The sequence below is a fragment of the Labedella gwakjiensis genome, assembly GCF_003014675.1.
GTDB classification, from domain to species: domain Bacteria; phylum Actinomycetota; class Actinomycetes; order Actinomycetales; family Microbacteriaceae; genus Labedella; species Labedella gwakjiensis.
This window is the reverse complement of the sequence record NZ_PYAU01000001.1, coordinates 1,346,282-1,366,306: the sequence shown is the minus strand read 5'-3', so window position 1 is coordinate 1,366,306 and position 20,025 is coordinate 1,346,282. Positions and strand designations below refer to the sequence as shown.

The 20,025-nt window shown below is 70.6% G+C and carries 16 protein-coding genes; 9 read left to right on the top strand and 7 right to left on the bottom strand.

Annotated features, from left to right (window positions below):
* The first annotated feature begins 63 nt into the window (after positions 1-63).
* From CLV49_RS06375 to CLV49_RS06365, 3 genes are all read left to right on the top strand, one after another.
* Positions 64-1,140: a glycoside hydrolase family 130 protein gene (locus CLV49_RS06375; RefSeq protein WP_106562791.1), complete on the top strand. Its 1,077-nt coding sequence runs from the start codon at positions 64-66 to the stop codon at positions 1,138-1,140.
* A 125-nt stretch (positions 1,141-1,265) separates the two neighbouring features.
* Complete coding sequence (locus tag CLV49_RS06370; protein WP_106562790.1) at positions 1,266-3,287, top strand: hypothetical protein; 2,022 nt, start codon at positions 1,266-1,268, stop codon at positions 3,285-3,287.
* Positions 3,288-3,428: 141 nt separating this feature from the next.
* Positions 3,429-3,773, top strand: coding sequence for a VOC family protein (locus CLV49_RS06365; RefSeq protein ID WP_106562789.1), 345 nt, complete (start codon positions 3,429-3,431; stop codon positions 3,771-3,773).
* Positions 3,774-3,941: 168 nt separating this feature from the next.
* Here the strand turns inward: CLV49_RS06365 and CLV49_RS06360 are convergent, their stop codons facing one another.
* Genes CLV49_RS06360 through CLV49_RS06350 form a run of 3 tightly spaced genes read right to left on the bottom strand, consistent with a single transcriptional unit; the run spans position 3,942 to position 7,158 of the window.
* A complete protein-coding gene (locus CLV49_RS06360) occupies positions 3,942-4,835 on the bottom strand; it encodes a FadR/GntR family transcriptional regulator (RefSeq protein ID WP_106562788.1) in 894 nt (297 codons plus the stop codon).
* 53 nt (positions 4,836-4,888) lie between these two features.
* Entirely contained in the window at positions 4,889-6,355 is a 1,467-nt protein-coding gene (locus CLV49_RS06355) for an APC family permease (RefSeq protein WP_106562787.1), read from the bottom strand.
* Positions 6,356-6,378: 23 nt separating this feature from the next.
* Positions 6,379-7,158 carry a carbon-nitrogen hydrolase family protein gene (locus tag CLV49_RS06350; RefSeq protein WP_106562786.1) on the bottom strand — a complete coding sequence of 260 codons (780 nt, stop codon included), beginning with the start codon at positions 7,156-7,158 and terminating at the stop codon, positions 6,379-6,381.
* 220 nt (positions 7,159-7,378) lie between these two features.
* Here CLV49_RS06350 and CLV49_RS06345 point away from each other — a divergent pair, with 220 nt between their 5' ends.
* Positions 7,379-7,954, top strand: a complete 576-nt coding sequence (locus CLV49_RS06345; RefSeq protein WP_106562785.1) for a hypothetical protein — start codon at positions 7,379-7,381, stop codon at positions 7,952-7,954.
* Between the two features lie 148 nt (positions 7,955-8,102).
* On the opposite strand, the gene CLV49_RS06340 is transcribed toward CLV49_RS06345, so the two are convergent.
* Both CLV49_RS06340 and CLV49_RS06335 read right to left on the bottom strand, forming a co-directional pair.
* On the bottom strand, positions 8,103-9,158 hold the full coding sequence (locus tag CLV49_RS06340; protein WP_106562784.1) for a 2,3-butanediol dehydrogenase: 1,056 nt from the start codon (positions 9,156-9,158) through the stop codon (positions 8,103-8,105).
* A 43-nt stretch (positions 9,159-9,201) separates the two neighbouring features.
* Positions 9,202-9,981 carry an SDR family NAD(P)-dependent oxidoreductase gene (locus CLV49_RS06335; protein ID WP_106562783.1) on the bottom strand — a complete coding sequence of 260 codons (780 nt, stop codon included), beginning with the start codon at positions 9,979-9,981 and terminating at the stop codon, positions 9,202-9,204.
* Positions 9,982-10,078: 97 nt separating this feature from the next.
* On the opposite strand from CLV49_RS06335, the gene CLV49_RS06330 reads away from it, so the two are divergent.
* The 3 genes from CLV49_RS06330 (at position 10,079) to CLV49_RS06320 (ending at position 14,486) form a co-directional block, all read left to right on the top strand.
* A complete protein-coding gene (locus CLV49_RS06330) occupies positions 10,079-10,672 on the top strand; it encodes a TetR/AcrR family transcriptional regulator (protein WP_158261919.1) in 594 nt (197 codons plus the stop codon).
* Between the two features lie 131 nt (positions 10,673-10,803).
* Positions 10,804-12,996, top strand: a complete 2,193-nt coding sequence (gene helR, locus CLV49_RS06325; protein ID WP_106562781.1) for an RNA polymerase recycling motor ATPase HelR — start codon at positions 10,804-10,806, stop codon at positions 12,994-12,996.
* 113 nt (positions 12,997-13,109) lie between these two features.
* Positions 13,110-14,486: an NAD-dependent succinate-semialdehyde dehydrogenase gene (locus CLV49_RS06320; RefSeq protein WP_106562780.1), complete on the top strand. Its 1,377-nt coding sequence runs from the start codon at positions 13,110-13,112 to the stop codon at positions 14,484-14,486.
* Positions 14,487-14,624: 138 nt separating this feature from the next.
* Here CLV49_RS06320 and CLV49_RS06315 read toward each other — a convergent pair whose 3' ends face one another.
* The gene (locus CLV49_RS06315) at positions 14,625-15,038 is read right to left on the bottom strand and encodes a VOC family protein (RefSeq protein ID WP_106562779.1); all 414 of its coding nucleotides are present in this window, start codon (positions 15,036-15,038) and stop codon (positions 14,625-14,627) included.
* A 102-nt stretch (positions 15,039-15,140) separates the two neighbouring features.
* Here CLV49_RS06315 and CLV49_RS06310 point away from each other — a divergent pair, with 102 nt between their 5' ends.
* A complete protein-coding gene (locus CLV49_RS06310; RefSeq protein ID WP_106562778.1) occupies positions 15,141-16,160 on the top strand; it encodes a helix-turn-helix transcriptional regulator in 1,020 nt (339 codons plus the stop codon).
* A 40-nt stretch (positions 16,161-16,200) separates the two neighbouring features.
* Here CLV49_RS06310 and CLV49_RS06305 read toward each other — a convergent pair whose 3' ends face one another.
* Positions 16,201-18,873 (bottom strand): LuxR C-terminal-related transcriptional regulator, encoded by a 2,673-nt coding sequence (locus tag CLV49_RS06305; RefSeq protein ID WP_106562777.1) that lies wholly within the window; start codon positions 18,871-18,873, stop codon positions 16,201-16,203.
* Positions 18,874-19,322: 449 nt separating this feature from the next.
* On the opposite strand from CLV49_RS06305, the gene CLV49_RS06300 reads away from it, so the two are divergent.
* On the top strand, positions 19,323-20,018 hold the full coding sequence (locus CLV49_RS06300; protein ID WP_106562776.1) for a SipW-dependent-type signal peptide-containing protein: 696 nt from the start codon (positions 19,323-19,325) through the stop codon (positions 20,016-20,018).
* Positions 20,019-20,025 lie beyond the last annotated feature (7 nt).

Genomic DNA, 20,025 nt, shown 5'->3' with positions numbered 1-20,025 from the left:
CCCCCTCCGCCACATCCACCACCACCGTTCCCTCGACACCGGCCCCGGCGTGAAAGGTTGACCATGACCATCTCTTCCATCACCACCACCACCGTTCCGTACACGCTCACGCGTATGGGGGTCGTGATGACCCCGGAACCCGGGAACTCCCTCGAGGCGGAGGGGGTCCTCAATCCCGCCTCCGGGCGCGGACCCGACGGCGAGCTGTACCTGCTGCCGCGGCTCGTGGCCGAGGGCAACGTCTCGCGCGTCGGCCTCGCCCGCGTGCTCGTCGAGGACGGCGTACCCTCGGGCGTCGAGCGGCAGGGCGTCGTGCTCGAGCCCGACCGCACGTGGGAGCGCGGCGAGGGCAACGCGGGTGTCGAGGACCCCCGCGTCACCTGGATCGCCGAGCTCGAGCTGCACGTCATGACGTACGTCGCGTACGGTCCGCTCGGCCCGCGCACGGCCGTCGCCGTCTCCGAGGACCTGCGCTCGTGGCGGCGACTCGGCCCCGCACTGTTCGCCTACAACGACACCCTCGACACGGACCTCAACCTGTTCCACAACAAGGACACGGTGTTCTTCCCCGAGCCCGTGACCGGGCCGGACGGCGTGCGTAGCTTCGCGGTGCTGCACCGGCCGATGTGGGACATCGGCGAGATCCGTCCGGGACAGGGCGTGCGGGTTCCCCCGGGGACGCCCGACCGTCGCCAGTCGATCTGGATCGCGTACGTGCCCGTCGATGCCGTGAAGGAAGACCTGAGCGCCCTCACGCTGTGGAAGCACAGCCGATTCCTCGTCGGTCCCGAGTTCCCCTTCGAGGAGGTGAAGATCGGCGGCGGCCCAGCGCCCCTGCGGGTGCCCGAGGGCTGGCTGCTGCTCCACCACGGCGTCACGGGCGTGATCGACAACGCGTTCGCGCAGCAGCAGAACGTGAACTACGCGGCCGGCGCGATCCTCCTCGACGCCGACGATCCCACGATCGTGCTCGCCCGCACCTCGGAACCGCTGTTGCAGGCGGAGACGGAGGACGAGCGCAGCGGCATCGTGCCGAACGTCGTCTTCCCCACGGCGATCGAGGAGATCGACGGCCACCACTACGTGTTCTACGGAATGGCCGACTCCAAGATCGGCGTAGCCCGCCTGGACCACACATAACCCCACCCCCCGCCCGCATCTCTCCCCGTCCCCCTCCAGATCCAGCTTTTGAGCGCGTTTGCACCGGTATACCGCAGGAAACGCGCTCAAAAGCTGCATCTCGGGGCACACAGAAAGGCAGTTCAATGACGAACTCCAGCACCACGCGACGGAAGCGCGGCCTCCTCGCCGCCGCGATCGCCGTCGCGGCCCTCACGGGCGGTGTCGGCCTCACGGCCCCCGCCGTCGCGGCGCCCGCGCCGCTCACGAACCTCGCCCACCTCGACTTCCTCCTCGACACGGCGACCCCCGCCGAGGTCCCCGGTCACACGACCTACCGCCTCGCCGAGGAGCCGGACCTCGTCCTCCCGTGGACCTACGCGGACGCCCGCGACGGCGGCACGTTCGAGCGCGTCGGAGGCGGACCCCTCGACCCCGCCACGGGCGACTGGGGTCAGGGCGCCTACAACGCCGACGACGTCTCGCGCGCCGCCGTCGTGTACCTCCGCCACTTCGAGCAGACGGGTGCCGAGTCGAGCAAGGACTCCGCGTACGAGCTGCTCCGCTCGCTCGCCTACATGCAGACGGCCGACGGGGAGGACGCCGGCAACGTCGTGCTGTGGATGCAGCCAGACGGCGAGCTCAACCCGAGCGCCGAGCCCGTGGAACTCCCCGACCCGTCCGACTCGGACGAGAGCTACTGGCTCGCCCGCACCGTGTGGGCGTTCGGCGAGGGCTACGCGGCGTTCCGCGCCGAGGACCCCGAGTTCGCGTCGTTCCTGCGCGACCGGCTCACGCTCTCCCGCGAGGCCATCGACCGCCAGTCGCTCGCCCGCTACGGCGAGTGGGAGGTCTCCGACGGCAAGAAGGTGCCGGCGTGGCTGATCGTCGACGGTGCCGACGCGTCCGCCGAGGCCGTGCTCGGCCTGGCCGCCTACATGCAGGCGGCTCCCGACGACACCGCCGCCCGCTCGACGATGCGGAAGCTCTCCGAGGGGATCGCCGCGATGGGCGGCGGCGATGTGAGGTCGTGGCCCTACGGCGCGGTGCTCCCGTGGACGCATTCGCGGTCCATGTGGCACGCGTGGGGTTCGCAGATGCCGGCGGCGCTCGCCGAGGCCTCGGCGGTGCTCGCCGACGAGAAACTCCTGAAGCCGGCCCTGGCGGACGCGGCCGTCTTCACGACGACGCAGCTCATCTCCGACGGACCGGACAACGGCTGGTTCCCGACTCCGGCGGACAAGGTCCAGATCGCGTACGGCGCGGACTCCCGGCTGCAGTCACTGCTCGCCGTCGGTGAGGCGTCCGGCTCGGAAGCGTTCGACGAGCTCGCCGCGGTTCAGGCCGCGTGGTACTTCGGTGCCAACCGTTCCGGATCGCAGATGTACGACCCGGCGACGGGTATCACGTACGACGGTCTGCAGGCCGACGGCTCCGTGAATCGCAACAGCGGCGCGGAGAGCACCATCCACGGACTCCTCTCGATGATCGCGCTCGACGCGCACCCGGAGGTCGCCGAGCGCGCCCTCGGTGTGGCGGGCGTCGACTCGCGCGACGGTCTGCGTCTCGTGGAGGCTGAGGCGGCCACGAGCACGACGGGCGAGGTCGTGACCCCCGCGTCCGCGTGGACGGAGGAATCGCTGTATTCGGGCGACACCCTCGTGCTCGATCGGGGCGAGAAGGCCACGTTCGATCTCGGCACCGCGAGCACGTCGCGACTCGTCGAGCCGGTGCTGTGGATCTCGAACGAGCAGCGGTCGACGTCGCTCTGGAAGACGGGCAAGCTGCCCGTCGGTCTCGTGACGGCGAAGGCCGGTGCGCAGGGCGTGAGTCCGGTGCCCGGCGTGCTGCTCCCGCAGTCGCTCCTCCTCCCGGTATCCGGGAAGACCTCGCAGCTGAGCGTCTCCGCGGTGTCGGGGACGACGACGCTCGACGCGCTGCTCGTCCGGCCCACGGTCGCGCGGCTGCAGCTCTCGGGCGACGGCGGGGCGACGGAGATCGTGCAGGTGTCCGGACTGCTGCCGCAGAAGGTCAAGGTCGGCGTCGCCGGCCAGTCGTCGACCGTCCACGTCTACGACAAGACCGGCAAGCGCGTCACGGACCGCACGGTCACGGGCACGACGACGATCACGATCCCGGCCTCGGGCTTCGCCGTCATCACCCGCTGACCCCGCGCCCCGCACCCCCACCCCTCCGCCACAGACAGCTTTTGAGCGTGATTGCACCGTTGTACCGGTGTGATCACGCTCAAAAGCTGCAAGTGACGGGCGGGGTGTCGAGACGGCGAGGCGCGCGCGTACGATCGGGCCATGTCGTTGAGGTGGGAAGAGGTCGTCGTCGATTGTCGTGACCAGGTCGCTCTGAGCCGGTGGTGGATCGAGGTCCTCGGCTGGGAGGTCGTCGACGCCGACGAGGACGAGACGGAACTCCGGAACCCGGAGGGTGGTGCGACCATCCTGTTCGCGAACGTGCCCGAGGCGAAGACGGTGAAGAACCGCATCCATCTCGACTTCGTGCCCGACGACCAGGACGCGGAGGTCGCGCGGCTCCTCGCGCTCGGCGCCTCACGTGTCGACGTGGGTCAGGGCGACGAATCCTGGGTGGTCCTCGCCGACCCCGAGGGCAACGAGTTCTGCATCCTGTCCGCGCGCTGACGCGTCCTCCCTCCGCGCGCTGCACGTCCGCTCGGCGCGACACCCGCCGGCCGCACGTCACGCATCGTGTCCGGGAGATGCAGCGTTTGAGCGCGTTCACACCGATATAGCGGTGTAAACGCGCTCAAAAGCTGCATGTGGTGAGGGGCGGGTGCGGGGCGAGACGGGTCAGCGCGAGTGCGGGTGGGGGAGGCCCACGTACATCGAGTCGTGGAGTTCCGCGACGTGGGTGAAGGCGAGGCGGGAGGCCGTGGCGGCGTCGCCCGCGCGGAGGGCGTCGACGAGGAGGACGTGCTCGTCGTTCGATGCTCGGAGGTAGTCGATGCGGTACGGGATGAAGTACGCGTACAGCTCGTGCGAGACGCGATGGTGCAGGTCCGTCGTGCCCGGGAGGCCGGCGAGGGCGGCGAGCTCGGCGTGGAAGGCGGTGTCCGCCTCACGGAAGCCCGCCCAGTCGGGCACCGTCCGCATGGTCTCGACGAGCGCGTCGAGTCGGGAGAAGCGATCGGATGAGGCTTGCGACCCCTCCATCGCGTCTCCCGCAGCACCGCTAGCACGGCTCGCCACACCCGCCGCGCCGGCCGCAGTGGAAGCGCCGCCGGCAGAGTTCGCGGTCGCACCACCTGCCGCGCCACCTGCCGCGCCGCCCGCCGCGCCGCTCGCAGAGTTCGCGGCCGCACCACCCGCCGCACCGCCCGCCACGATCGCCGCGAGTCCGGCCTCGAGCGTCGCGCGCTGGTCGATGAGGGCGTGCACGTGCGCGGCGTCAGCGCGGTACGCGTAGATCTCGGTCACGGTGCCCGCCGGCGGAGTGTCGGCGATGAAGGTGCCGCCCGAGTTGCCCCGCCGACGCACCACGACGCCCTCATCGCCGAGCGCGCGGTAGGCGCGTCGCACGGTCATCTCGCTCACCTCGAACGCACGCGCCGTCTCCTCCGGGGCGGGCAGCCGCTGGCCGGGGGCGAGCATGCCGAGCTCCACGGCGAGGGAGATGCGCGCACGCACCGTGTCGACGGCCGTCGTGCGGCGGATCGCGCCGAGGGAGGGGGACGCCAGATCCATGTGTGTCCCCCTCCTTCGGTCGTCGCGCGACCGTCGTCGTGCCTGTGGTCCGCTCAGCTCCCGGCGGTCTTCGTGGCGGGAACCGCCGCGGTCTCGTCCACGGGCTCGGCGTCGAGCGGGAAGCGTCTCCCCAAGACGATACCGATCACCATGGCGGCGACGGGCACGAGGGCGAGCCCCACGCTCACGGCGACGCTTCCGCCGGTCACGAGGGTGAAGTTCGACAGCACGAGCCACAGCGCGAACGCGAGTCCCACCACCGCGAGGATGGGGAACACCCGGGCGCCCCACACGCGTCCACCCGCGAGCTCCGGGCGCCGCGCGAAGAACACGAGTACAGCGATCGACGTGGTGAGCATGAGCAGCACCATCCCGACGGTCGCGACACCGGCCATCGAACCGAAGACGCCGACGAGCGGGTCGAGGCCGAGCAGGGCGAGCACCGCGAGGACGATGACGGCCGTGATGGTCTGGACGATCGAGGAGAACGACGGCGAGTGGTGGACGCCGTGTCGCCGCCCGAGCCGCGCGGGCAGCACCGACTTCTGCGCGAGCGTGAACTGGTAGCGCGCGATCACGTTGTGGAACGACAGCACGCACGCGAACAGGCTCGTGATGAGGAGCACCTGGATCACGTCGCGCATGATCGGGCCGAGGTAGGTCGTGGCCGTGTCGAGCAGCAGGTTGCCGTCGCCGGCGAGCGTCTGCTGCGCGACGGCGACGGCATTGCTCGCGCCCACGCCCGTGACGAGGGCCCAGCACGAGATGGCGTAGAAGACGCCGATGATGAGAACCGCGAGGTACGTCGCGCGCGGGATGGTCTTCTCCGGAGTGCGAGCCTCGTCGCGGAACACGGCCGTGGCCTCGAAGCCGATGAACCCGGTGAGGGCGAAGAGCACGGCGACGCCGATCCCGCCCGTGAAGATGTTCGACGGGTCGAACGTCTCGACCGCGATCCCCTCCGCTCCGCCGGTCGCGAAGATCACGATGTCGAGCACGACGACGACGAGGATCTCGAGAGCGAGCGCCACGCCGAGCACTTTCGCGCTCAGATCGATGTGCCGGTATCCGAGCACGGCGACGATCGCCATCGTGGCGAACGAGTACAGCCACCACGGCAGGCTCGGGCCGCCGAAGAAGGTCACGAGGTCGTCGACCGCCCAGCCCATGTAGCCGTACACGCCCACCTGGATCGCGGTGTACGCGACGAGCGCCGTGAACGCGGAGCCGAGTCCGAGCCGCGAGCCGAGTCCGGCCGTGACGTAGGAGAAGAAGGCGCCGGCCTCGCGCACGAACGGCGTCATCGTGACGAAGCCGACGGAGAAGACGAGGAGGATGACGGCGGCGAGCGCGAAGCCGATGGGCGCTCCGGCGCCGTTGCCGGTGCCGATCGCGATGGGCACGTTGCCGCCGATGACGGTGAGGGGTGCGGCGGCGGCGATCACCATGAAGACGATGGCGCCGGTTCCGAGTTGTCCGTCGAGGCGCTGGCGCGGTTCGGCGATGGGGGAGACGGTCATGGGGTCACTTTCGGGAGGATGCGTCAGTAGAGCTCGGGTCGGCGGTCGGCGAGGTAGGGGTTCTCCTGCCGTGCGCGTCTGGTGACCTCCGGATCGATCGTGGCGATCATGAGGCCGGTGGAGGTGGAGTCGAGGGAGTCGAGGATCTCGCCCGCAGGGGAGACCATGCTGCTGCGCCCCACGTACGTGAGGTCGCCCTCGCTGCCCACGCGGTTCACATAGACGAGGTGCACCTGGTTCTCCCACGCCCGCACGGGGATGAGGCGTTCCGCGATGTGCGCGTACGGCTCCATCTGGGCGGTGGGCACGATGACGACGTCGGCGGCGGCGAGGGACGCGGCGCGCACGGTCTCGGGGAACTCGACGTCGTAGCAGATGAGGAGGGAGACCCGCACGCCGTCGATCTCGACGACGCCGGGCAGTGCGTCGCCCGCCTCGAAGAGCGAGCGGTCGAGGTCGCCGAAGAGGTGGGTCTTCCGGTAGCGGAGGAGGGCGGCGCCGTCGGCGTCGACGAGCACGAGGGCGTTAGCGATTCCGCCGTCGGGGAGCGGCTCGGGCAGGCCGGCGACGATGCCGATGCCGGCCTCCGCCGCGATGGCGGCGACCCGGTCGACGAGGTCGGCGGTGGCGAGGGGGGCGAGGCGCTCGCCGATGTTGTAGCCGGTGACGAACATCTCCGGGGTCACGAGGAGGCGCGCGCCTCGCGAGGCGGCCTCGCGGGCGGCCTCGGCGATGATCGCGAGGTTGGCGTCGACGTCTCCCGAGACTCCGTCGTGCTGGAGTCCGGCGATGGTCAGGGTCATGACGTGGTGCTCCTCGGGACGCGGCGACGCGGGTGCGTCGCTGCACCCATCAAACAGCTCAAATTGATCTGAATGATGTCCATCATGTTTCCCCGGCGTAACGAGCGCAAGGGAAACCTCCCCGCTCACCCGCCGACGTGCGGACGTCCGCCGCCTCTACGAGCGTCGAGGGGACGGGATTCCGCGCGTCGCGAGGGGTGGATTGCGGCAGACTCGGAGCATGACGGACGCGCGAACCTCCTTCCCCCCGCTCAGCGTCGGCACGGATGCGGCCGCCGTGAAGCGGTCCTATCGTCCTCTGATCGGGTTCTGCACGGCACTGACGGTGATCGTCCCCGGCGTGGCCGTCGTCATCGCGGCGCTGGTGGCGTCGACGGGTGGATTCACCGGCGGGATGCTCGCGGGGCTGGGGTTCGTCGCGAGCGGCGTCATCATCACTCTTCTGACGCTCAGCGTGGCGAGCGCCTACGGATCGCGAGTGGCGATGGGAACCGTCCTGCGCCTCGACGACACGGGCATGGAGTGGCGGCTCCCGCAGGGTGTTCTCGTCGTGCCGTGGGGTGCTGTCACCTCGGTGTCCGAGCGTCGTCGGGGCGGTCACCGCATCCTGACCTACAGGCTGGTCGACGGCCTGACGCCGTCGTCCCCCGGGGTGGCGAGCGACGTTGCACCGGCGATCTTTCAACGGCTCGTGAAGCGCGGGCTCCAGCTGGGTTCGGTCGGCATCGACGTGCCGGTCGACACGATCCTTGCCGCGACCGCGGCGTTCACGCAGGGACGCGTCGCGCCCCGCTGAGCCGACGCGTCGCGCCCGCTGAGGCCTCGGTAATCGCCCCACCCTCGCCGATGTGCGGACATTCGTCCTACGGATGTGCTCCGAAGGGACGAAAGTCCGCACATCGGCAGCGGGTGGCGGGGTCAGGCCCGGGTCGGGTGTGGCGGCGTCAGGCCTCGGCCGAGACGAGCACCTTCATGCCGCGACCGGCGCGCAGCTCCGCAAGCGTGTCGACGACGGCGTCGAGGCCCACGGTCGCGACCCACCCCGTGGTGTCGTACGCGCCGTCGGCCATCGCCGCGATGACCGCGTCGAAGTCCGCTTGCGTGTATCCGAGGGTTCCGGCGATCTCCGTCTCGGCCATCACGAGCAGGGTGGGATTGAACTCGAATCCGCGCTCGTGGAGCGCCACCACGACCATTCGGCCGAGCGGCGTGAGGTTCGCGATCGACGAGGTCACGGCCGGGCCGGCGCCCGCGGCGTCGAACGCCACGTCGACGCCGTCGCCACCTGTCGCCGCGGACACGGCCGCGGCGAGGTCCTCCGACATCGGGTCGACGAGGGTCGTCGCGCCCACCGCGGCGATCGCGTTCCGCCGCGACTCGCTCGGCTCCGACACGATGATCGTCTCGACACCGTGCGCGCGGAGGGCGAACCAGACCCCGATGCCGATCGGCCCGGCGCCCGCGATGAGCGCCGTCTGGCCCGGCTTCACACCGCTGCGCTCGACCGCGTGCCACGCCACGGCCATCGGTTCGACGAGGGCGCCGAGCGTGAGGTCGACGTTCTCCGGCAGCACGTGGAGCTTCTCCGCGGGGACGGTCGTGAACTCGGCCATGCCGCCGCCGTCGGACGTGAGACCGTGGAAGCCGATCTTCGTGCATGCGTTGAACGCGCCCTTGCGGCACGCGGCGCACTCGCCGCAGTAGTAGACGGGCCAGACCGCGACCCTGTCGCCCACGGACACCGAGGTGACACCGTCGCCGAGCTCGACGACGGTGCCCGAGAACTCGTGTCCGAGGATCTGCGGCGGGAGCGACCCGGTCACAGGGTGCGGCTTCGTGAAGTCGAGACCGGACGCCTCGGGCGAGTAGTAGACGTGGAGGTCGGACCCGCAGATCCCGGCGTAGGCGTTCCGGAGCTTCACCATTCCGGGGCCTGGCGAGGGCTCGGCGACATCCTCGATGCGGAGGTCCTCTTTCGCGTGGAAGACGGCGGCTTTCATGATCGATCCTTTCGAGTGGGGGGATGGCATGTGGAGGGGCTTCTCAACCGAGGAACGGGCGCAGGTCCGGGTAGCCGGACGTCGCCCACGCGCCGTCGACCACGAGGTTGTCGCCCGAGATGTACGACGCGTCGTCACTCGCGAGGAAGAGCGCGGCCGCGGCGATCTCGGCGGGTTCCGCCGCGCGCTTCATCGGGATGCGATCCATGTAGGCGTCGTCGACGCCGGGGATCTCGCGGAGTCCGCCGGTCATCGGGGTGGAGACCAGCCCGGGAGACACCGCGTTGACGCGGATACGGTGCTCGGCGAGCTCGAGGGCCGCTTGCTTCACGAGCATCACGGCGCCGGCCTTCGACGCCGTGTACCCGGCGCCGAAGAACATCGGCACGAGCGAGTTGAGGGAGGCGATCGTCACGATGGATCCGGGTTTCCCGTCCGCGATGAACTGCCGCGCCGCCGAGCGGGTGCCGTAGAAGGCGCTGTAGAGGTTGAGTCGCACGGTGAAGTCCCAGTCCTCGGCGCTGAGGTCGAGGAGACCGCCGGCGCGGGAGCCGCCGGCCACGTTGAACATCGCGTCGAGTGTGCCGTGCGCGTCGACGGCCGCGTCGACCACGGCCTGCACGTCCTCCTCCTTCGTCACGTCGGCGCGCACGCCGGTGACGGCGTCGCCGAACGTGTCGCGCGCGGAGGCGACGAGTTCCTCGTTGATGTCGGCGACGACCACACGCGCACCTTCGGCGACGAGTCGTTCGGTGATCTTCGCGCCGATGCCGGAGACGCCTCCGGTCACGACCGCGACGCGGTTCTCGAAACGGGTGGACATGGTTCTCCTTCCAGACCCCCGACGTTGGTGGGCCCGATCTCCACCCTACGCTTATCAGACAGGTGTTTGATAGATGGTTCGGTGCGATCATGGGCAGATGGATCCCCGGCAGGTGCGCACATGGTCGCGACTCGTCGACGTCGTGCACGAGGTGGCCTCGGAGACGCCGATCGACACGGTGAGCGTCGCCGAACTGGCCCGCCGCGCCGACATCACGCGCGACACGTTCTACCGTCATGCCGCCGGTCCGGCGGAGCTTCTCGCGCACGTCCTCCGCGACGAGCTCGATGCGCTGCGGGCCGAGTTCCAGCGGAACGCAGAGGCGGAAGGCGGAGGCCGCACGGTCTTCGACGTCGCCGAGCGGGCTCTCCTGCGGCACGTACTCGAGCACCGGGCGATCTATCGCGGGGCGATGACGCCGAGACTCACACCGGCGCTCCGCGACATGCTCGTGGAGAGTATCGAGAGCTCGCTCGTCGAGATCCTCGACCGGCACCCCGAGATCGCGCCGGACGGCCCGTCGGGACTCGATGTCGGCAAGCGTCACCGGATGTTCGCGGCCTACGCAGCCTCTGGCACGATCGGGGCGATCGAGGTGTGGCTCGCCGACGACGACCCGGCCGACGCCGACGACGCGGCCCGCGCGATCCTCGCGGCGTCGCCGTCGTGGTGGTTCACCCACCTCCGCTGACCTGCAGCCTGTGCCCCACGGCGGCGGGCGGGCACCAAAAAAGGGAGACTCTCGTCTCCCTTCCCTTTTAACACTATGACGCGTGCGGGGGCTTGCCGCAAGACCCCCCTGACGGCCCAGAATCGGGGACCGTGACCCCGACGAATGCCCCCGATCCCACGCCGGCCGGCGCTCCAGCACCCGGCCCCTTCGACCTGCCGGACCGCCTCGCCGCGAAACGCGACGAGCGCCTCATCGCCGCCGACACGCGGCATTTCTCCCGCATCGCCGAGCACCTCGAGCGCTCCACCGCCGAGCTGACGTCCCGCCTCGCGTCCGAGCGACGCGCGCCGGGCGGCGGCGGTCAGCAGGCCCTCGAGCGCGACCTCGAGATCCACCGCCTCTCCTCCCGGCTCCGCGCCCTCGGCCGGTTCTCCCTCGACGCGTGCCTCGGGCGCATGGTCGCCCAGGACGGCGCGATCTCGTTCGTCGGCCGGTTCGGTCTGACGGACGAGTCGGGCGATCCCCTCCTCCTCGACTGGCGTTCCCCGGCCGCCGCCCCGTTCTTCGCCGCGACGCGCGCCGAGCCGAACGGTCTCGCGAGCAGGCGCCGCTACAGGTGGAGCCGCGGCCGGATCACCGACTACTGGGACGAGGCGTTCACCGACGCGGGGGTGGAGGGGAGCGCGGCGGCCCTCGATGACGAGTCCGCCTTCATCGCGAGCCTCGGTCAGAACCGCACCAGCCGGATGCGCGACGTGCTCGGCACGATCCAGTCCGACCAGGACGCGATCATCCGGGCCTCCTCGCGCGGCGCACTCGTCGTGGACGGCGGACCGGGTACGGGGAAGACGGTCGTCGCGCTGCACCGCACCGCCTACCTCCTCTACTCGGATCCGCGGCTGTCCCGCTCGCACGGTGGCGTCCTCTTCGTCGGGCCGAACGACGGATACCTCGCCTACGTCGAGGACGTGCTGCCGAGCCTCGGCGAGGAGGGGGTTCTCACGTGCACGCTCCGCGATCTCGTTCCCGGCGGCTCGGCGCTCGGCGACGAGCGTGATCCCGCCGTGGCGGCGCTGAAGGCGGACGCTGACGTCGCCGGAATCGTCGAGGCCGCCGTCCGGTACTACGAGCGCCCGCCAGCCGGCCGTGTCGTGGAGACGCCGTGGGCCGACATCGAGCTCGACGACGCCGACTGGGCCGAGGCGTTCGACGCCCCCGACGGTGACACGAGTCACAACGATGCACGCGCCGAGGTGTGGGAGGCGCTGCTCGAGATCATCCAGGACCGGCTCGGCGACGCGGCACCGCCTCACCAGGTGCGTCGCGCGCTCACGGCCGACGAGGACCTCACGCGGACCTTCGCCCGCGCGTGGCCGACGCTCGATCCGCTCGGCGTCGTGGCCGACCTCTGGTCGGTGCCGGCGTACCTGCGGCTCTGCGCGCCCGGCCTCTCCGCTGCGCAGGTGCAGACACTCCAGCGGGAGGACCCGCGTGCCTGGACGGTGTCCGATCTCCCGTTCCTCGACGCCGCCCGCGCCCGCATCGGCGACCCGGGTGCGGCCCGTCGTGCCCGCGAGGCCGAGGTGGCCACCGCATCGGAGCGCGAGCAGCGGGATCGGGTGATGGACGAGCTCATCGCGTCGGACGATTCGGAGCTCGGCCTCATGTCGATCCTGCGCGGAGACGACGCCCGCAACAGCCTCGCGACGGTCGAGGCGCGCCCCGTCGTTGACGCCGACCTCCTGGCCGGACCGTTCGCGCACATCGTCGTGGACGAGGCGCAGGAACTCACCGACGCCGAGTGGGGGATGCTCGTCCGCCGCTGCCCATCGCGCAGCCTCACGATCGTGGGTGACCGCGCGCAGGCTCGTCGTCCATTCATCGAGAGCTGGGGCGAGCGGCTCGCGCGGGTGGGGCTGTCGCGTGCGGAGGTCTCGACGCTCACCATCAACTACCGCACCCCGCTCGAGGTGATGGAGGCGGCCGAGCCCGTCATCCGCACGGTGCTGCCGGACGCGAACGTGCCCACATCGGTGCGCCGTTCCGGGGTGCCGGTGTATCGCGGCATGCCAGCGGAGCTCGGGGACGTGCTCGACGCGTGGCTCGCGGAGGAGGGGGACGGGGTGGCGTGCGTGATCCACGCCCCCGACGCCGGCGTCGTCCCGGACCGGTCGCGTGCGGGCGTCCAGTGGCTCACTCCGGAGCTCGCGAAGGGGCTCGAGTTCGACCTCGTCGTACTCCTCGACCCGGAGCGCTTCGGTGGGGGCGTCGTGGGGACGGTCGATCGCTACGTCGCGATGACGCGCGCGACCCAGCGCCTCGTCCTCCTCGCCCCCCGGTGATCGAGCCTGCGGAATCCGCGGAATGGACCACTCTCGACGGTGGTAATCCTCCGTCTCATCCACGATGATGAGGGGATTACGTGATTCGATCCCGACACGAGGAGCCTCAACGCATGTACGCCGTCGTCAATCCAGCAACGGGGGAGACCCTCCGCGAGTACCCGACCATCTCGGATGAGGGAGTCGGCGAGGCGATCTCGTCGGCGCACAGCGCGTTCAGCGAGTGGTCGCGACGCGTGCCCGTGGCCGACCGCGCCGCCCTCATCGCCCGCGTCGCCGCCCTCCACACGGAGCGTCGCGAGGAGCTCGCCGACATCATCGTGCGCGAGATGGGCAAGCCGGTCGAGCAGGCCCTCGGCGAGGTCGACTTCGCCGCGGCGATCTACCAGTACTACGCCGACAACGGCCCGGAATTCCTCGCCGACGAGACCATCGAACTCGCCGACGGGGGCGGCTCGGCGTTCATCCGTCGCGCGGGCCTCGGCGTGCTGCTCGGCATCATGCCGTGGAACTTCCCCTACTACCAGGTGGCGCGTTTCGCGGGTCCCAACGTGGTCGTCGGCAACACGATCGTCCTCAAGCACGCCCCGCAGTGCCCCGAGTCGGCCGCCGCGATCGCCGACATCTTCGACACCGCCACCAAGGAGCTCGGCGCTCACGCCGGCGTCTACGTCAACGTGTACGCGACCAACGAGCAGGCGGCCACGATCATCGCGGACCCGCGCGTTCAGGGTGTGTCCGTCACGGGCTCCGAGCGGGCGGGAGCCGCCGTGGCGGAGATCGCCGGACGCAACCTCAAGAAGGTCGTGCTCGAGCTGGGCGGTTCCGACCCGTTCATCCTGCTCTCGACGGACGACCTCGACGGGGCCGTGCAGGATGCGGTGAGCGCGCGCATCGACAACAACGGTCAGTCCTGCAACGCGGCCAAGCGCTTCATCGTGCTCGACGAGCTGTTCGACGAGTTCCAGCAGAAGTTCGTGGAGGCGTTCACGGCCAGCCAGCCGGCCGACCCGACGGCCGACGACACGGTGCTCGGCCCGCTGTCCTCGAAGGCCGCGACGGATCGGCTCCAGGAGCAGCTCGACCGCGCGATCGCCCAGGGTGCGACGGTGCTCGCGAAGGGTGAGACGAGCGGCAACTTCTTCCCCCCGGCCGTGATCACCGACGTGACGCCCGAGATGGACGCGTTCCACGAGGAGTTCTTCGGACCGGTGGCCGCGCTCTACAAGGTGTCGTCGGAGGAGGAGGCGGTGGCACTCGCGAACGACACCCCGTTCGGCCTCGGCTCCTACGTGTACACGACGGACGACGAGCAGGCGCTGCGCGTGGCCGACCAGATCGACGCCGGCATGGTCTGGGTCAACATCGTGCTCGGCGACTCGGCCGAGCTGCCGTTCGGCGGCGTGAAGCGTTCCGGCTCGGGCCGCGAGATGGGCCGCTTCGCGCTCGAGGAGTTCGTCAACAAGAAGCTCATCCGCATCAACGGCTGACCCCCTCCTCCCTCGCCCCCCCGCCCACCACCAATACCCCAAAAAGATTCCGATACAGCCCGAAATTTCGTGCCGTATCGGAATCTTTTTGGTGTCTGGGAGGTGGATGAGGCGGGGTGGGGTGAGGGTGGGGCGGGGTCAGGGGAGGGGAGTCGGGTTCTCGCCCGAGCCGCCGGCCCCCGCGCTCCACTCGGGCAGCTCCTGGAGCGACCACGTGTTGCCATCCGGGTCCGCGAAGAATACGAAGCGGCCCCACGGCTGGTCGTCCACCTCCGATGCGTCGACACCGTTCGCGAGCAGGTGTCGCCGCGCCTCGTCCGCCGAGCCGACCACGATCTGCAGTCCGCGCAGGCTTCCGGCCGGCATGTCCGTGAGGGTCTTGTCGAGCACGATCGAGCACGCGGAACCGGGCGGGGTCAGCTGCACGAAGCGGAGCTCGTCGCTCACGGTGTGATCGTGATCGTCGTGGAAACCGACCTGATCGACGTAGAACGCCTTCGCGCGGTCGATGTCCGTGACCGGCACGGGGATGAGTTCGATCTTCCAGTCCATGTGCTTCTCCTTCGTCTGATCGGCTCGTCTGTTCTGCTCTGCTACGAACCGTAGGAGGCATTCAGGACGCGATCTGTCCTCTATCCGGAGCAGAATGGCTGAATGGCCGAGACGACGAACCGAGTGCTCGCGCTCCTGTCCCTCCTGCAGACGCACCGGCAGTGGTCGGGCACGGAGCTGGCTCGGCGCCTCGACGTGACGCCGCGCACGCTGCGTCGCGACGTCGAGCGTCTCCGCGAACTCGGCTACCGCATCGGTGCGGCTCGCGGCGCGGCCGGAGGCTACAGGCTGGAGCCGGGGGAGCGCCTGCCGCCGCTCCTCCTCTCGGACGCCGAGGCGGTCACGACGGCGATCGGTCTCCGCGTGGCAGCGTCCCTCGGGCTCACCGACGGCGAGGACACGACCCTCTCGGCTCTCGCGAAATTCGAGCAGGTGCTTCCGTCGGCCCTGCGGGAGCGCGTCAACGCTCTCGGCGGCCACGTCGAGGCGCGATCGCCGCGCGCCCAGGGCGTCTCGACCGACCTGCTCGGCCGGCTCGCTCTCGCGTGCCGCGACCGGGAGCGCCTCCGCTTCCGGTACACGGCGGCGGACGGCGCGGAGAGCGAACGTGTCGCCGAACCCGCGACCCTCGTCTCGGCGGAACGCGCGTGGTACCTCGTGGCCTGGGATGTGCGGCGGGAGGACTGGCGCACGTTCCGCGTCGATCGCATGGACGCCCTCCTCCGAACGCGTGTGACGTTCCCCGAACGCGACCTCCCGTACGACGACGCGGCGGAGTACGTCCGGCAGAGGCTCGCCTCGGTCTGGGCCGAACCGGGTTCCCCGCCCTGCGCCGCGGTGCTCACCATGCCGATCGAGCGCATGCTCGAATGGTTCGGCCCCTATGCGCGCGGTGCCGAGGCCGTCGATGATGAGCACGTGCGGTGGCCGATCGCGGCGGACGCGATCGAGGTGATGCTCTCGTCGCTCGTGTGGATCCCCGCGGGCGTCGAGTACCGCCTCGAGGGCAGCCCGGAGTTCCTCGCCGCCGCGCGGGACACGGCCGTGCGGCTCACGCGGGCCGTTGCGGCGTCGTCCGCCGCGTCGACGGAACACCCGACGCGACGCCCGACGGAGTCCTGACCGGCGGTCCGTGCGACGGACGGTCGGGCACGGGCCGACGTCACCCGGGCTGCGACCACGCGGCGAGGTCGAGGACGTCGCCGATGCCGCGTCGGCTCGTCGCGCCGAGTTTCAGTCGCGCCTGATAGATGTGCGACTCGACCGTGCGCACGGACAGGAACAGCCGGTCCGCGATCTCCCGGTTGCTGAGTCCCTGCGCGACGAACGCCGCCACCTGGCGCTCGCGGTCGGAGAGTCGCGCGACGGTGGGGTCGGCCGAGACACTGTTCGCTCGGCGGGAGAGCGTGCCGTAGTCGTCCAGCTGTCGGCGGGACTGCGCAAGCCGGAGGGCGTTGCCCTCCCGCTCGTAGGCCTCGACGGCGTCGCGCTGCGCGTGGAGCGCGAGCAGGTATGTGCCGGCCGTCGCGGAGTCGGCCGCGACGCGCTCCAGTTCCTTCGGGTCGCCGCCCTCGCGCGCCGTGAGGTGGCGTTCGAGGAGGCGTCCGAGGGGGAGGTCGAGCGAGGCCGTGAGGTGCCGCAGCGCGTCCCGGTCGTCGGGGGAGCCCTCTCCGAAGAGGAGCACGAGGTAGAGGTCGACCGCCCGGAGGCCGGGCGACTCGGACGAGAGGGTGAGCAGCTCCCGCGCGAGGGCCGCGGTGTCGCCGCTGCCGGATTGCGCGGACGTGACGAGCTGAGCGCGCGTGAAGAGGTGGCGGGTGAGGGGACTCCTCCCGGCCGCGAGATCTTCGGCCTGACGGAGGGCTTCGGTCGCGGCGGACGGATCGTCCAGGAGGGCGAGCACGAGGGCGTGCTCGCTGTGGATGCCGCTGCGCCATCCCGACGACTCGGCGGTCGTGAAACGCGCGACCGCCGCGCGGTACTCGTGGTCGGCCGCACGCAGGTCGCCGCGGAAGATGTCGGCCACGGCACCGACGTAGCCGAGGAACCCCAGGGCCGCCGGCGTCGGACGATCGCTCTCGCGGGTGAGGACGGCCTCCGCCTCGGTGAGGAGGTCGCAGAACCCCGCCCCCGACGTGAAGCGCACGAGAGCGTCCCCCGTGAGGATCGAGATGTGCGCGATCTCGTCGATCGCGGCACCGCTCACCGGGTCCGTGTTGATGCGGCGTGCGAGGCGCAGCGTCCGGAGGGCGCCCGGAACGTCGCCGCGATAGATGAGGGCGGTGGCCGCCTCGACGGCCGCCCGCACGCGGGTGGTCAGGGCGCACTGCGCGTCGTTCGCGATGTCGAGTCCCTCCGTCTCGACGTCCTCCCACTGCATGAAGGCATAGGCCGTCTGGAGCCGTGCCGCGCGGATCTCGCCGCGTACCATCGGGCCGGAGGCCGGCCACCCGCCCGCCTCGGCGTACAGCGGGTCGAGGTCCTCATAGTTCCCGAGACCGATGAGGAGCGACGTCCACCACTGGAAGAGTCGAAGCGCCTCCGCGTCGTCGCGGAGGAGCGGGACCGCCCCGGCGAGTGCGTCGAGCGCCTCCTCGTCGCGGCGCAGTCCCGAGAGGGCACGAGAGACGGCGACCTGGGCGTCGGCGGTCGGACCGATCGAGTCCGCCTTCCGGGCGAGATCGAGAGCATCCCGGAACCGTCCGTGCTCGAACGCCTCCGTCGATGCGACGAGGATCGTTCGTCGGACGAGGTCAGCGCCGTGGTGGTCCACGGCGGAGGCGAGCTGCCCGTCGAAGGACCACCGCGTCGCGAGGTCGGCGGACTCGACACTGCTCAGGACGGCGTCGGGTGGAAGGATCTGCGCGAGTGCGTCGACGAGCCTCTCCACCTCGTCGAGTTCGCCCGACGTCTCGAGGAACGTCGCGAAGATGCTGGACGCCCGCAGCATGTCCGGGGTCCGGGCATCCGTCGCGAGGTGCCCCTTCGCGAGCAACCGCTCGGCGGCGCGCGCGTCGAGGACGCGGGCGATCCGGGGTCGGGTGATGCCTCCGAGTCGGCTGACGAGGGCGACACACAGGCGCTCGCTCCGGCTCAGATCGCCGAGCTGGTACCGCAGCACGTCGCGGATGCGGGTGGTGATCGGCGCGCGATCGACCTCGCGGTCGCTTCGCCCTGCGAGGTCCCGCGCCATCTCCAGGAGGAAGAGGCGGGAGCCCCCTGAGGCCTTGAAGAGGTCGACCCGCCTGATGCGGTCGATGATGCCCGGGCCGACCTCCTGCCGGATGAGGTCCTCGGCCTCGCGGAAGGTGAGGGGGCGCAGGTCGATGCGCTCGGCGCGGCCGCTGAGCCAGAGCTCGTCGATCTCCGACAGGGTCTGCGGGTCGGCCCGTCGTGATTCGGGAGAGGAGCTGGGCGCTCCCACGACGAGCGTGGTCAGTCGGCGAGCATGGATCTCGCGGGAGATCCAGCGCGTGGAGTCGGTGTCGAGCAGGTGTCCGTCGTCGATGAGGACGATGGTGGAGGAGGGCGCCTCGCCCGCTGGCCGGTCGAGTAGCGCAGCGACGACGTCGTTGCTGCGGAGCGCACCGAAGGGTGTCGACGTGAGCGGGCCGGCGGCGCGCACGATGGTCGTCGACCGGCCGTCCATCGCAAGCGCGTGGGCCACAGCGTCCACCAGATACGACTTGCCGGATCCGAGGGTGCCGGCCACGATCACGCTGCGCCCGCGGGCGAGCGAGGCGGCGATCGTCGCGGTGCTCCGGTCGGCGCCCACAACGGGCCTGGACGGACTCGTCGTCGACTTGCGACCCGTCAGAATCTCATCGATCACCATCGCCCGTGGCCTCCCTCAGCAAGTCCCCCCTCAGGGACTCCACGTATCTCCATCGTTGGGTCTCGTGACGCGATCCGCTACCGGGTTGCGCAGGTCGGTGGTTCGCGATCCCCTGCGCGCGCTGGTCTCCCCGTAGTGCCGGCCAGTAGAAGACCAGTGCCGGACGGCGTCCGGATCCGCGTCGATTCCAGGCGTTCGGCCCACTTCTCGGACGTTCGTCGACGAGTCGGACCCCTTGTGGGGACCTTGCGCGGCGAGCTCGGGTCTGCATTCCCCTCGAACGGGTGTTGCGTGCCCCACCGAGCGCACGGAACGACCACGGGTCGTCCACGGGGCGACTACCGGAAAGGGGCGACCAGCGGTGAGATCGGCGCTCGCGCTGCCTAACTTCGACCTCACAGGCCGGGAACCTCCAGCTCCGGCGCCTCACCGATGAGAGAAAGACGACCATGACACGCACTCGTTCAGCGGCCTCCTCGCGCCGCACCAAGACCTACGCGATCCTCGCGGGTGGCACCCTCGTCGGGGTCGCGGTCACCGCGACGCTCGCCGCCTGGACCGACACCGAATGGGTCTTCGGCGGAAACGGCGCCGGCGGGCCCGGCGTCGGCACCTCGACCTTCGAGGTCGAGCAGAACACCGTCGCCCCGTTCGCCGCCGGTACTTTCACGAACGAGGAGGAGAACCCCGGAGGGGAGATCACCTTCGGTCTCGACGCCCTCGCACTCTCGCCCGGCGACTCCGTCTACGCGGCGGTCGCACTGCGTACGGCCCCCGAGTCGGTGGAGGGCGAGGTGCTCCTCCAGCCCGCCGTCCCCGCCGACGGCATCGCGACGGACGACGCGGACGGCTATCTCTTCGACGCCCTCGACGTCCGCGTCGCCACCGACGACGCCGCCTTCGACTGCGACGTCGACGCGTTCACCGGTGCTCCGGGAGCCCCGGCCGTGATCGCCGACGGCACCCTCGGAGCCACGGGAGCCACGGCGGAGCAGGCGCTCCTGGCCGACGCCGGATCCGTGCAGTACTACTGCTTCGAGGTCACGCTGCCCGAGGACCCCACGCTCCCTGCCGGCGCGACGCTCGATGACCTCATGGGTCTGACCGTCGCCCCCGCCTGGGAGTTCGAGGCCGAGTCGTTCTGACCCGGAC

Bases quoted from the DNA above. Each gene is read 5' to 3' on its own strand.
- CLV49_RS06375 (WP_106562791.1), top strand. From the start codon at position 64: ATGACCATCTCTTCCATCACCACCACCACCGTTCCGTACACGCTCACG.
- CLV49_RS06370 (WP_106562790.1), top strand. From the start codon at position 1,266: ATGACGAACTCCAGCACCACGCGACGGAAGCGCGGCCTCCTCGCCGCC.
- CLV49_RS06365 (WP_106562789.1), top strand. From the start codon at position 3,429: ATGTCGTTGAGGTGGGAAGAGGTCGTCGTCGATTGTCGTGACCAGGTC.
- CLV49_RS06360 (WP_106562788.1), bottom strand. From the start codon at position 4,835: ATGGATCTGGCGTCCCCCTCCCTCGGCGCGATCCGCCGCACGACGGCC.
- CLV49_RS06355 (WP_106562787.1), bottom strand. From the start codon at position 6,355: ATGACCGTCTCCCCCATCGCCGAACCGCGCCAGCGCCTCGACGGACAA.
- CLV49_RS06350 (WP_106562786.1), bottom strand. From the start codon at position 7,158: ATGACCCTGACCATCGCCGGACTCCAGCACGACGGAGTCTCGGGAGAC.
- CLV49_RS06345 (WP_106562785.1), top strand. From the start codon at position 7,379: ATGACGGACGCGCGAACCTCCTTCCCCCCGCTCAGCGTCGGCACGGAT.
- CLV49_RS06340 (WP_106562784.1), bottom strand. From the start codon at position 9,158: ATGAAAGCCGCCGTCTTCCACGCGAAAGAGGACCTCCGCATCGAGGAT.
- CLV49_RS06335 (WP_106562783.1), bottom strand. From the start codon at position 9,981: ATGTCCACCCGTTTCGAGAACCGCGTCGCGGTCGTGACCGGAGGCGTC.
- CLV49_RS06330 (WP_158261919.1), top strand. From the start codon at position 10,079: ATGGATCCCCGGCAGGTGCGCACATGGTCGCGACTCGTCGACGTCGTG.
- CLV49_RS06320 (WP_106562780.1), top strand. From the start codon at position 13,110: ATGTACGCCGTCGTCAATCCAGCAACGGGGGAGACCCTCCGCGAGTAC.
- CLV49_RS06315 (WP_106562779.1), bottom strand. From the start codon at position 15,038: ATGGACTGGAAGATCGAACTCATCCCCGTGCCGGTCACGGACATCGAC.
- CLV49_RS06310 (WP_106562778.1), top strand. From the start codon at position 15,141: ATGGCCGAGACGACGAACCGAGTGCTCGCGCTCCTGTCCCTCCTGCAG.
- CLV49_RS06305 (WP_106562777.1), bottom strand. From the start codon at position 18,873: ATGGTGATCGATGAGATTCTGACGGGTCGCAAGTCGACGACGAGTCCG.
- CLV49_RS06300 (WP_106562776.1), top strand. From the start codon at position 19,323: ATGACACGCACTCGTTCAGCGGCCTCCTCGCGCCGCACCAAGACCTAC.